The 12,129-nt window shown below is 65.9% G+C and carries 9 protein-coding genes and 1 tRNA gene; 9 read left to right on the top strand and 1 reads right to left on the bottom strand.

Going from position 1 to position 12,129, the window contains the following annotated elements; all coding sequences use genetic code 11:
• The first annotated feature begins 79 nt into the window (after positions 1-79).
• From HYR72_03140 to HYR72_03100, 9 genes are all read left to right on the top strand, one after another.
• On the top strand, positions 80-556 hold the full coding sequence (locus tag HYR72_03140; GenBank protein MBI1813952.1) for a transcription elongation factor GreA: 477 nt from the start codon (positions 80-82) through the stop codon (positions 554-556).
• A 125-nt stretch (positions 557-681) separates the two neighbouring features.
• Positions 682-1,185 (top strand): ribosome maturation factor RimP, encoded by a 504-nt coding sequence (locus HYR72_03135; GenBank protein MBI1813951.1) that lies wholly within the window; start codon positions 682-684, stop codon positions 1,183-1,185.
• Between the two features lie 21 nt (positions 1,186-1,206).
• Entirely contained in the window at positions 1,207-2,565 is a 1,359-nt protein-coding gene (gene nusA / locus HYR72_03130; protein ID MBI1813950.1) for a transcription termination/antitermination protein NusA, read from the top strand.
• The gene (locus tag HYR72_03125) at positions 2,562-2,831 is read left to right on the top strand and encodes a YlxR family protein (GenBank protein MBI1813949.1); all 270 of its coding nucleotides are present in this window, start codon (positions 2,562-2,564) and stop codon (positions 2,829-2,831) included. Before nusA ends, HYR72_03125 begins: the two co-directional genes overlap by 4 nt.
• A 10-nt stretch (positions 2,832-2,841) precedes the next feature.
• Complete coding sequence (infB, locus tag HYR72_03120) at positions 2,842-5,535, top strand: translation initiation factor IF-2 (GenBank protein MBI1813948.1); 2,694 nt, start codon at positions 2,842-2,844, stop codon at positions 5,533-5,535.
• Between the two features lie 45 nt (positions 5,536-5,580).
• Positions 5,581-5,868: a DUF503 domain-containing protein gene (locus HYR72_03115; GenBank protein ID MBI1813947.1), complete on the top strand. Its 288-nt coding sequence runs from the start codon at positions 5,581-5,583 to the stop codon at positions 5,866-5,868.
• An 18-nt stretch (positions 5,869-5,886) separates the two neighbouring features.
• Complete coding sequence (gene rbfA, locus HYR72_03110) at positions 5,887-6,306, top strand: 30S ribosome-binding factor RbfA (protein MBI1813946.1); 420 nt, start codon at positions 5,887-5,889, stop codon at positions 6,304-6,306.
• A gap of 21 nt (positions 6,307-6,327) precedes the next feature.
• A complete protein-coding gene (truB, locus tag HYR72_03105) occupies positions 6,328-7,221 on the top strand; it encodes a tRNA pseudouridine(55) synthase TruB (GenBank protein MBI1813945.1) in 894 nt (297 codons plus the stop codon).
• A gap of 265 nt (positions 7,222-7,486) precedes the next feature.
• Positions 7,487-7,560, top strand: a tRNA-Arg gene (locus HYR72_03100).
• Positions 7,561-7,754: 194 nt separating this feature from the next.
• Here the strand turns inward: HYR72_03100 and HYR72_03095 are convergent.
• A complete protein-coding gene (locus HYR72_03095; GenBank protein MBI1813944.1) occupies positions 7,755-12,119 on the bottom strand; it encodes a hypothetical protein in 4,365 nt (1,454 codons plus the stop codon).
• Positions 12,120-12,129 lie beyond the last annotated feature (10 nt).

Raw genomic sequence — 12,129 nt, 5'->3', positions numbered from 1 at the left:
TGGGGGCGCACCGCTTGGCGCAGCCGCCGACAACGTGTACGCTCCGCCACCACGACGGGCTGGAGCCGGAACGACACTTATGGAACTTCCAGTTATTCAACGACTCAAGAAGGACCTGGCGGAGCTGGTCAACGAGCTCAGCACGAAGATCCCGAAGATGCTGGCCGAAGCCGCAGCGCACGGGGACCTCAGTGAGAATGCGGAGTACGATGCCGCCAAGGCGCGCCAGGAGTTCGTCCGCGCGCGCATCGGCCAGCTCAACGAGCGCATCCGCGAGTTGTCGCTGTACAACGTCAGCGCCATTCCCGAAGGTGTCGTGGCCTACGGCAGTAAGGTTACGGTCGAGGACGACGAGGGCGAGTCGCAGAATTTTGAGATCGTTTTTCCGGAAGAGGTGAACGCGGCGGCGGGCCAAATCTCCCTCGGGTCGCCGCTGGGCCGGGCGCTGCTCAATCGGGCCGAAGGGGATGAGATCGAGGTGCAAACTCCGCGCGGGAAGAAAACCTACCAGATCGTGACGCTGCGGACCATGCACACGCGCGCGCAGCCCGAGTAAATTGGCGAAATACTCGCGCCACCAAGCACGCTTGCGGCTCCAGGGTGGCTGTGCTACATCGCCACACGACATTGAGGGCCGCTAGGGGAAAGTGGGCCGCGCGCCCACTTTTTTAATTTGGAAAGATGGATACGTCTGTGGCCGAGCGTGTGTGGGCGCTGGCCGAGCCGCTGGCACAACAGGAGGGTTTGGAAATCGTCGACACCGAGTTTCGGCGCGAGGGGCGCGGGCATGTTCTGCGGGTTTATTTGGACCGCGCCGGCGGTTTCGAGGCCGCCGGGGCGGGAGTGACCCTCGACGAATTGACCGGGTTCAGCCGCCAACTTGGCGATGTGCTCGAAGTCCATCGGGCGGTGCTGGGTGCGTACACGCTAGAAACTTCGTCGCCGGGCATCAATCGGCGATTGCGCGTGCCGGCTCACTTCGCGCGCTACCTCGGACGCCGCGTGCGGGTGCGAACGAGCGAACCCCATGAAGGCCGGCGGATGTTTGTTGGGGTGCTGCGCGAGGTTCGCGACGACGCCATCCTTCTCGGGGACTTGCTCGGGGACTCGCCCGGCGAAGAGGTGATTCGCTTCTCAGAGATGGCGCAGGCGAACTACGAGCACGATTTTGGACAAGAGAAATAGCCGTCGTCCACGGAGGGCACCATGCAACCAGAGCTTAGCCGGGTTATCGATCAAGTCAGCAAGGAAAAGAGCATCGACAAGTCGATCGTCATCAGTGCGGTCGAAAACGCGATGCTGTCGGCGGCCAAAAAAGTGCTGAGCGCTGATATCCGCGTCGAGGCCAAGTTCAACCCGGATCTTGGGGAGGTCGAGCTGTTCAAGATTCTCACCGTGGCTGAGCACGTCACCAATGCAGAGATCGAGATCTCGCTCGAAGACGCGCGCGCCAATCTCGATCCCGAGGCCAGCGTCGGCGACGAGTTGCTGGAGAAGCTGGATCAACGCTACGGACGGATCGCCGCGCAAGCCGCCAAGCAACACCTCATTCAGCGCCTTCGCGACGCGGAGCGCGACATCATCTACAACGAGTTCAAAGATCGTAAAGGCGAGCTGACGCACGCCGGGATCGTCCAGCGTTTCGAGAAGAAGAATATCATCGTCAACCTCGGCCGTACCGACGCCATTCTACCCGAGAAGGAACAGATTCCACGCGAGCGTTACCGTCAGGGCGATCGTATCCGGGCGTACATCCTCGACGTGGAGATGAGCAGCAAGGGGCCGCAGATCATTCTGTCGCGCACGCACCCGGGCTTTCTGGTCAAATTGTTCGAACAGGAAGTGCCGGAGATTTACGAAGGCATCGTCGAGGTGAAGGGCGCCGCCCGTGAGCCCGGCGGCCGCGCCAAGATCGCCGTGATCTCGAACGATCCGGACGTTGATCCGGTCGGCGCGTGCGTCGGCATGAAGGGCACGCGCGTGCAGTCGGTCGTGCAAGAGCTGCGCGGCGAGAAGATCGACATCGTGCACTGGACACCCGATCCGGCGGAGTACGTGTGCCGCGGGCTGGCCCCGGCGAAGGTGTCCAAGATCGTGATGGACGAAGACGATCATGTGATGGAAGTCATCGTGGCTGAGGATCAGCTTTCGCTCGCCATCGGAAAAAAGGGACAGAACGTCCGCCTAGCCTCCCGGCTGTCGGGTTGGAAGCTCGATGTCCGGAGTGAAGCGGAAGCCGAAGACGAAGCCCGCCGCGCGCGCGCGGCGATCACCAGCATTCCGAACCTGGGGGATGTCGCGGCCGAGTTGCTGTACCAGTACGGGTTCAAGTCGGCTGAGGAGGTCGGGGCGAGCGACGAACAGACGATCGCCGACATCGACGGCATCGGACCAGAAAAGGCGCCCGCGGTTCTCAAAGCGGTGCGGGCGCATGTTGAAGAGCTGAAGCGACTGGCGGAAATCGCCGCCGCCGAAGCCGTCGCCACCGCCGCCGCGAACGCCGCCGCGGCGAAGGCTGCCGCCGAAGCCGCCCCGCCGGCGCCCCCCGAAGGCGAGGCCTCGTGAGCAAAACTCTGCAGCTCCGCACCTGCATCGGCTGCGGCGCGCGGGCCGGGCAGGCCGCGTTGGTGCGCATCGCGGCAGACCCGCAGGGCACCTTGACGCCGGTGATCCGCCACGCATCGGGTCGCAGCGCGTATCTGCACCGCTCGGCGGAATGCTGGGAACGCTTCGCGGGCCGCAAGGGCCCGGTGCGCTCGCTCCAGCGCGCCGTTAGTCGCAGCGAGCGCCAGACGCTGGTGGCTCGCCTGCGAGCCGAATCGGAGCTATAGAGGGGAGTCCATGGCGGCGAAGCGCATCAACACGCTGGCGAAGGAATGGTCCGTCGGCGATCGCAAGTTCGAAGCGAAGGACCTCCTCGCCCAGCTCGAGCGCTTGGGGATTCTCGGGAAAAAAGCGCAGAGTTCACTGACCGACGACGAAGTCGAGCGTTTGCACAATGCAGTGCTTATCGTCGAGAAGCCGACCGTCTCCGTCGGCGAAGAACGCACCGTGACGACCGACGAAGGGCAAACCAGTGTCGAACGTCGCGTCAGCACGCGCGTCATTCGCCGGCGCGCCGCGCCGACCTCGGGGATGGATGATCAAGCCGCCGAGATCGCCGTCGAACCGTTGGTGTCGCACGCAGAAGAGGTGGAGACCTTCAGTCTGCCCGAGACCCAGGCGGAACCCATGTTGCCGTTGGAGGCCGAACCCAGCGTGTTGCCGCCGTTGAGTTTGACCGAGGCGGTGGCACCAGTGGTGACGAAGGCACCGGTTGCGGCGCCACCCCCGCCGCCGCGCGTGATCTCGGTTCCACCGGTTCCGCCCGCGCCCAAGCCCAAGGCACCGTCGCGCACCAGCGGGCCGATGATGGAGAGCGAGGCGATGCGGGGCCCGCGCGTGCTCGGCCGCATCGATCTGCGCAAGCCTGAACCGCCGAAGCCTGCCGCACGTCCGGAACGCGAACGGCCCGCCGGCGCGCCAGCTGCACCTGCGGCTTTTCCACCTGAGGAAGCGCGGGAGGGAGGCGCGGCAGACGGTCGCCGAAAGAAAAAGCGTCGCGTCATTTCAAAGCCAGAGGTTGCCGACCAGCCGGGTGGCCGCGATACGCGCTTCGGTAAGATTCCGCGCAAGAAGCGAGCGCTGCCCGGCAAGGAGCTGAAGAAGACGGAGATCACCACGCCCAAAGCCAGCAAACGCGTCGTGCGCATCTCCGAGATCATCACCGTCGGGGAGCTTGCCAAGGCGATGGGCGTGAAGGCGGGCGAGGTCATCAAGAAGTTGATGGACGCGGGCATGATGGCGACCATCAACCAAGTGCTCGACGCCGACACGGCAACGCTGATTGCGTCCGATTTCGAGTACAACGTTGAGAACGTGGCCTTCAACGCCGAAAGCGCACTCGAAGGTGATCGCGATGTCGCGGCTGACGACGTCCCGAAGCAACCGCGGCCCCCGGTGGTCACCATCATGGGCCACGTCGATCACGGCAAGACGTCGCTGCTCGACCGCATCCGCAAGACCAACGTCACCGCGCAGGAAGCCGGCGGGATCACGCAGCACATTGGCGCGTACAGCGTCGATGTGCACGGCAAACACGTCACCTTCCTCGACACTCCTGGTCACGAGGCGTTCACTCAAATGCGAGCCCGCGGCGCGAAGGTGACGGATCTCGTCATCTTGGTGGTGGCGGCCGACGACGGGGTGATGCCGCAGACGGTTGAAGCGCTTAACCACGCGCGCGCCGCCAACGTGCCGATCATCGTGGCGATCAACAAGATCGACAAACCGGAAGCCGACCTGGAACGGATCAAGCGCGATCTGGCCAATCATGGACTAGTGCCGGAAGACTGGGGCGGCGACACCATCACGGTCCCGGTGTCGGCGAAGAGCGGCGACGGCATTCAGCAACTCTTGGAGATGTTGCTCCTGCAAGCCGAGATCCTCGATTTCCAAGCGCCGACCGATACGCTAGCGCGCGGTACCATCGTCGAAGCGAAGTTGGATCGCGGGCGCGGACCGGTGGCCACAGTACTGGTGCAGGAGGGTACGCTCAAAGTCGGCGATCCGTTCGTGTGCGGCGGTGAGTACGGCCGACTGCGAGCGATGGTCGACGACAAGGGGCGCAAGATCTTGACTGCCGGGCCCTCGACCCCCGTCGAAATTCTCGGTCTCACCGGTGTGCCGGATGCCGGCAACGGTTTCGTGGTGGTGCAAGACGAAGCCATGGCGCGTCAAGTCGCCGAGCATCGGCGTCTGAAACAGCGCGAGGTCGATCTGGTCAAGACCGCCAAGGTATCGCTCGAAGATCTCTACGAGCAGATTCAGCAAGGCGAGGTCAAAGAGCTCCGCGTCATCATCAAGGCCGACGTGCAGGGCTCGGTTGGAGCGTTGTCCGAGGCGCTGTCGCGTCTGTCGAGCGACGAGGTGCGTCTCAACGTCCTGCACGCCTCGGTGGGCGGCATCACCGAGAGTGACGTGTTGCTGGCGTCGGCGTCGAACGCGGTGGTCATCGGATTCAACGTCCGGCCGGAGTCGAAGGGCGCCGATCTGGCCGAACGCGAGGGCGTCGATATGCGCCTCTACACCGTCATCTACAACGCCGTGAACGACGTGCGCGATGCGATGGAGGGTTTGCTCGAACCAACGATGCGCGAGAAGACGACAGGGCGCGCGGAAGTGCGCGAGATCTTCAACATCCCGAGCGCCGGAGCCGTCGCTGGGGTGTCGATCGCCGATGGCAAGTTCGTGCGCGGTGGCAACGTCCGCTTGGTGCGCGACCACGTCGTCGTCTACACCGGCAAGGTCACCAGCCTGCGTCGCTTCAAAGAAGACGTGCGCGAAGTCCTGTCCGGCTACGAGTGCGGCATGACGTTGGAGAACTACCAAGACGTCAAGGCGGGCGACGTGATCGAGACCTTCGAGACCGAAGCGGTGGCGCGCCGCCTGACTCCGCTGGCAGGCAAGGCCGCGGGCGCCGAGCGCCGCGTCTAGCGACCGGCGCACTCCCGCCAGTGGCCGGAGTGTGGGAGACCTTCCGTGGTGGTCGGGGTTCTGAAACTCACACTCTTCCTGCCCGAGAATCACTCGCTCAAAGGCAAGCGCGGCGTGATCAAGCGAATCAAAGCGCGCGTGGCGAATGAATTCAACGTGTCGATTTCCGAGTGCGATGCCCAAGACTTGTGGCAACGCGCCGTGCTCGGTGTCGCGCAGGTGGGCAGCGACGCGCCCTACGTCGAAGGGGCGCTGCGGCAAGTGGTCCAATTCATCGAACGGATGCAGCTGGCCGAGGTCGGCCCGGACGAAATCGAAGTGCTTCATTGTTGAGCGAAGGGTTGAACTCCCATGAGCGGACACAGAGCCGAACGAGTCAGCGACGCGCTGCGCGCGGTGATCGCGGAACTGTTGGCGCGCGAGATCAAGGATCCGCGCGTCGGGATGGTGACCCTCACCGCGGTGGAGATGACGCCCGACTTGAAACATGCGCGCGTATTCTTCAGTTGCCTCGGTGACGACGCGGCGCATGAGCGCACGCTCGCCGGGCTGCGCAGCGCTCGTGGCTTCATCAAGGCGCAAGCCACGCGTCAGCTGGGGCTGCGCTTTGCGCCGGACATCACCTTCGTGTTCGATCCATCGCTCGAGCGCGCGGAACGTTTGGCCGTGTTACTGCGCGAAGACGACCAGGCCCACCAGGTCAACGACGCGCGCGTAGGCGAACCTCCGACCGATGTCGACGCGCCGCTGGCAATCAAGCCGCGCGACTGACCGCGCCCTTGCGCGCTCTTGATGGACGGAATCCTCATTGTCGACAAGCCAGCGGGGTGCACGTCGGCGGACGTCGTGCGTCTCGTCAAGCGCCGTCTGCGCGTCAAGGTCGGCCACCTCGGCACGCTCGATCCGTTCGCCACCGGAGTGTTGCCTCTGTGCGTGGGTGACGGCACGAAGATCGCGCAGTTCCTCAACGTCGCCGACAAGGTCTACGTCGGTTGCATTCGGTTGGGTGTCGCGACCGACTCCGGTGATCGAACCGGACGGGTGACTCGCGAGGTAGCAGTGCCGGCATTCACGCCGCCGGCTCTCGACCTCATCGCGCAGCGGCTCAGCGGCCCGCAGATGCAAACGCCGCCGATGTATTCCGCAATCAAGCAGAGCGGTGTGCCGCTTTACAAACTCGCGCGCGCCGGTAAGGAGGTCGCGCGTGACGCGCGGCCGATCGTCATCCACCGTCTGGTTCTGCGGCGCGGCGGCGATGCGGCGATTGAGTTCGAGGTACACTGCTCCAAAGGAACCTACGTGCGCGTGTTGGCCGAAAACATCGGTGCGGCGCTGGGGACGGCCGCGCATGTCGAGTCGTTGCGGCGCACCGCGTTCGGCACGTTCACGCTCGCCGAGGCAGTCAGCATGGAGGACATCGAAGCGGGGCGAGTCGAGTCATTGATCGGATTGCGCGCTGCGTTGCGTCACCTGCGCGAGATCGCGATCGACGCTGAGTGCGCCCGGCGGGCGCGCAGCGGACAGGAAGCCGCGCTGCGCGACCTGCCCGCCGCGGAAGCTGGCGAAGCGGCGACATTGATCGGGCCGGACGGAGACTTAGTGGCAGTGGTAGTGGCGACACCGCAGCACCGCTGGCACTTCGAGCGCGTCTTCGGCGTCGCGTCATCGCCCGCAACGCGTGCGTAGAAACGGCGGCGTGATCTCTGCCGGGGTGGGTTTGCACAAGGAAGCCCTCGATACGTTCGCTCCGCTCACTACTCGGGCAAACGGATGTTGAATGGGTGCGAGAGAAAAAACCGTTTCCCCGAGTAGCAGTCCTGAGTGAAGCCGAAGGCTACGTATCGAAGGGCTGCGTATCGAGGGGCTAGCTCATGTGCAAAGCCGCCGCGCGCATATCTTGCGCGCCTGTGCGGCTCGTGTTACTTGCGAGGCGGTCCTACCGTTTTGCTACGCGCCCTTAGCTCAGTTGGATAGAGCGTCTGGCTACGAACCAGAAGGTCGCCTGTTCGAATCAGGCAGGGCGCGCTCTTTTTCTGCAGACCCAATCATCAATGCTTGCAGCCTGAAGTGGCAGTGCCTAGTATCGCGTCAAACGAGATTGAGGCGTCAATCGTGTGCGTCGGCAAGTGCTCGCGCGGTGTCAGTAGTGGTGTCAGTTGGTGATCGAAATTGACCGCAATCGGTCGAACGAGAACGAAGGAGACTCCCGGCGTGTGCGCTCAGATCTGCCGATCGATATCCGCCCGCCCGCCGTCTTGCTCCCGTTTGCCGACGCCGAGTAGCGAGAGTAGACGGCGCGCACCACTCGCGAAGCGGGACGGTTGCCTCGCCCCTTGGATGAGGCTGTCGGGTGGTGGCTTGGCGGTGGCGATCGATGTCGGCAGATTCGGAATGGCTGGCGGTTGCGCGGTCTGAATGAACTGAGGCTCGATCTGCGAAATCTTCGTCGCGAGGAATGCCACCTGCGCCCGCTGCAGGCGAGTTGCCTCGTTGGGCAATCGTCCGGTGCGCGCGGGTACGCTGCTGCGTTTGGGCAGCGTGGCGGCGGCAGTCGGTAGTCTGTGGCCCGGCGCAGCGATCGGCGGCGTGATGTCGGGCTGCTTCGCGTTCGGCGATTCATCTGTGCGCGGCGGCAGGGGCTGCTCTAGCGCGCGTGTCTGCAACTCCGCCGCGGCGATCGACACGGGCTTGATGTCAGGCTCTCCTCGCAAGGCGTCGAGCTGACGCTGTAGGGCTTCGACGGCCGCCCGCAATTCGTCTTCGCGCCGTCGGGCGGCCACGATGATGCGCTCTGTCTCCTCTGCATCGCTCTGTTCGCGCTGTGCCATTTCGTCGCGTGCTTTGTCCAAGAGGGCCTCGCGCTCGCGTAGCTCCGCCGCCTGTGCCGTCGTACGCGCGGCGAGGTCGCGCGCGGCAGCTTCGCGGGCGACGACTCGTTCCTCAAACGCGCGGAGCCGGGTCTCGGTCTTCTCGAACACCGTCCGGTTCTGGGACAACTTGTTGCGCACCGTCTCGAGGGCGGTTGTGATCGCCGTGTGCTGCTGCGCCATCTCCGCCAGTCGCTCGTCGCGCTCGCGCAGCTCCGCTTCTCGCGCCGCCAGGCGCACGGTCAGATCGAGCCCCGCGGCCTCGGCCGCGGCGACCTGCTCGGTCATCGTGTGCAACCGCGCGTGTGCGTCCGCGATCGCACCGCGCGTTCCCGCGCGCTCACGCTGGGTAGCGGTAAGTTCCTGCCGAACGGTGTCGCGTTCGTGTTCGAGCGCATCGCGTTGGCTGATGAGATCGTGGACTTGATCAGCGAGCGCAGTCGCCTGCTCGCGAACGGCCATCGTTTGTGCCCGCTCCGCGGCTAGCTCCTGTTCCCACTGCGCGCGCGCCGCTTCCCAGTCGGTGTGGCGCTCCGCCGCGGCTGCTTGCGCGGCGCGCGACTCCTCCGTTTCGGTCGCCTGCAAGTGTTCCGACTGTGCGATGACGGTGTCCCGCGCGTCGAGTTCCGCTTCCAGCAGCGTGACGCGATCCGCCAGCTCCTGCTTGACCGCCTCGCCCACCGTGGAGCGCTCGGTGAGGAGGTCGATCTCCGCCCGCGCCGCCGCCAGCTCCGTCTGCCCGCGCATCGACTCGTCCTGCGCCGTGGTCAGTCGGCGTTTGAGAGCGTCGCGACGACGTTCGGTCGCCTGCCGCTCGATGTCGAGTTGCGCGACGCGATTGTCGAGGCCCGCAAGCTGCGTGTGAGCGGCCTCCAGCCGGGTACTGAGTTCGCCACTCGTGGCGTCGCGCGCGGTGAGCTGAGCCTCCAACTCGCGGACGCGATCGGAGGCAATCTCGAATGCGGCGATCTGACGCGCCAACTCGTCGCGGGCCTTCTCGACGTCTCGTTCGGCCTTCGCGTGCTGCTGCGCTTCGGCACCTCGCTCCGCGTCGAGAATGCCAAGGCGCTCACAGAGAGTGGCGGCACCAGCGCGTTCCACCTCCAGGGCTCGTGCGAGATCGTCGCGCGCCGTCACCAGCTCGGCTTCACGTTCGGCAGCCGCATCGCGCGAGTTGCTGAATGCCTCCGCCTCCGCCGCGCGCAGCGCGTCGATCTCGGCGATGCGGCCGTCACGTTCGCTCAACTCAACCCGCAGCGCGGCGAGGCGATCGCCCAGTTCGCGCCCGGAAGCCTCGCGTGTGCTGAGCTGCGCTTCGAGCAATCGCAACTGCGCCTGCGTCCGTTCGGCGGCTGCCTGCTTCTCGGCGAGCAGCCCACGCACCGCGATCAGCTCCTGTGTGAGGGCTGCCCCGCCGGCGTCCGCCGCGTCACGATCGGCGGCGAGGTCGCTGAGCTGCTCGGCGATCGCGGCGTTCCGCGCTTGCTCTTCGTTCCACCGCTGCGTCCAAGATGTGCGGGTCGCCTCCAATTCGCCCTGCGCCTGCTCTGCGGTTTGCTGCCAGCGAAGCAACCCCTCCGCGTCGGTGATTCGCGTGTCCGCCATCTGTGCAATGCGCGCATCGCGCTCAGCCAGCTCGGCGTCCTGCTTGTGGACTTGTCGCTCCGCGCGTTGAGCGGCGCGGCGTTGCTGTTGCACCTTGCCGCGTGCCGCGATCAGGTGTCGCTCGGTCTCGGTGTGGCGGCGTGTCGCCGCGCCGCGCTCTGCGTCGAGCGCCTGAATCCGCTCGCTTAGCGTGCCGACCTCGTCGAGCGCGTGGGCAACGCGCGCTTGTTCATCCGCCAGTTGCCGCGTCCAGTCGGCGCGGGCGGCTGCTAGTTCGGCTTCGCGTTCGGCGGCGCGGTTCTGCCAGACATGCGCGTCTTCCGCTTGCGTCGCGTGGATCTGTTCGAGTTCCGCGATGCGAGTCACGTGTGCCTGTCGCTCGGCATCGAGTGTGGCCAAGCGAGCGTTCGCCTCGCGCGCAGCGGTTTCGGCTGCGGCGAGTTGATCGTGCAACTGACGGAGCTGGCTCTTTGCGAGTTGCGCAGCGGCGCGCTGATGCTCCAGTTCTCCGCGCGCTGTCGCCAATTCCTGCCCGGCGGCCGTGCATTGCTGCTGCGCTGTGGCCCGTTCCGCTGTCAGCGCTTGCAGGTGTCCATTTGCTGCGGTGACTTTCGTCTGTGCGGCCTTGGCTTGAGCGCGTGCCGCTTCGAGTTGCCGCGTCCAGTCAGCGCGCGCGGCTTCCAGTTCGGCTTCGCGTTTGGCGACGCGGTTCTGCCAGACGTGCGCGTCCTCCGCCTGCGTTGCGTGGATCTGTTCGAGTTCCGCGATGCGAGTCACGTGCGCGTGCCGTTCGGCTTCGAGTGCGGTCAAGCGGGTGGCTGACTCGCGCGCAGCGGTGTCGGCCGCGGCGCGCTGCTGCTCAAGTTCTCCGCGCGCCGTCGCTAGCTCCCGCTCGGCGGCCGTGCATTGCTGCTGCGCTGTGGCTCGTTCCGCCGTCAGCGCCTGCAGGCGGCCGTTTGCCGCGGTGACTGTCGTCTGTTCGGCTTTGGCCTGAGCGTGCGCCGCATCGAGTTGCCGCGTCCAGTCGGCGCGCGCGGCTTCCAGTTCGGCTTCGCGCTCGGCGGCGCGGTTCTGCCAGACATGCGCGTCTTTCGCCTGCGTCGCGTGGATCTGTTCGAGTTCCGCGATGCGAGTCACGTGCGTGTGCCGTTCGGCATCGAGTGTGGCCAAGCTGGCACCCGACTCGCGCGCAGCGGTGTCGGCCGCGGCGAGTTGATCGCGCAACTGACGGAGCTGGCTCTGTGCGAGTTCCGCAGCGGCGCGCTGCTGTTTCAGATCTGCGCGCGCGGTCGCCAATTCCTGCTCGTCGGCCTGCTGCGCCGTGGCGCGTTCCGCTGTCAGCGCCTGCAGGCGGCCGTTTGCCGCGGCGACGAGTTCCGCGATGCGAGTCACGTGCGCCTGTCGCTCGGCATCGAGTGTGGCCAAGCGGGCGGTCGACTCGCGCGCGGCGACTTCGGTTGCGGCGCGCTGCTGTTCCAGTTCTTCCCGCGCCGTCGCCAGCTCCCGCTCGGCGGCGGTGCATTGCTGCTGCGCTGAGGCGCGTTCCGCGGTCAGCGCTTCCACGCGGGCGTTTGCCGCGGTGACTTTCGTCTGTGCGGCCTTGGCTTGAGCGCGCGCCGCTTCGAGTTGCCGCCTCCAGTCAGCGCGCGCGGCTTCCAGTTCGGCTTCGCGCTCGGCGGCGCGGCTCTGCCAGACATGCGCGTTGTCCGCCTGCGTTGCGTGGACCTGCTCGAGTTCCGCGATGCGAGTCACGTGCGCGTGCCGTTCGGCTTCAAGTGCGGTCAAGCGGGTGGCCGACGCGCGCGCAGCGGTGTGGGCCGCGGCCCGCTGCTGTTCTAGCTGTCCGCGCGCCGTCGCCAACTGCCGCTCAGCGGCGGTGCATTGCTGCTGCGCTGTGGCGCGTTCCGCTGTCAGCGCTTGCAGGCGGCCGTTTGCCGCGCTGACTTTTGTCTGTGCGGTCTTGGTCTGAGCGTGCGCCGCTTCGAGTTGCCGCGTCCAGTCAGCGCGCGCGGCTTCTAGTTCGGCTTCGCGCTCGGCGGCGCGGTTCTGCCAGAGATGCGCGTCCTCCGTTTGCGTTGCGTGGATCTGTTCGAGTTCCGCGATGCGAGTCACGTGCGCCTGT

The organism is Deltaproteobacteria bacterium, from assembly GCA_016178705.1.
Classification (GTDB): domain Bacteria; phylum Desulfobacterota; class Binatia; order HRBIN30; family JACQVA1; genus JACOST01.
This window is presented reverse-complemented; position numbering and strand designations above follow the sequence as displayed.

Bases quoted from the DNA above. Each gene is read 5' to 3' on its own strand.
- nusA (MBI1813950.1), top strand. From the start codon at position 1,207: ATGCAACCAGAGCTTAGCCGGGTTATCGATCAAGTCAGCAAGGAAAAG.
- HYR72_03135 (MBI1813951.1), top strand. From the start codon at position 682: ATGGATACGTCTGTGGCCGAGCGTGTGTGGGCGCTGGCCGAGCCGCTG.
- infB (MBI1813948.1), top strand. From the start codon at position 2,842: ATGGCGGCGAAGCGCATCAACACGCTGGCGAAGGAATGGTCCGTCGGC.
- rbfA (MBI1813946.1), top strand. From the start codon at position 5,887: ATGAGCGGACACAGAGCCGAACGAGTCAGCGACGCGCTGCGCGCGGTG.
- truB (MBI1813945.1), top strand. From the start codon at position 6,328: ATGGACGGAATCCTCATTGTCGACAAGCCAGCGGGGTGCACGTCGGCG.
- HYR72_03140 (MBI1813952.1), top strand. From the start codon at position 80: ATGGAACTTCCAGTTATTCAACGACTCAAGAAGGACCTGGCGGAGCTG.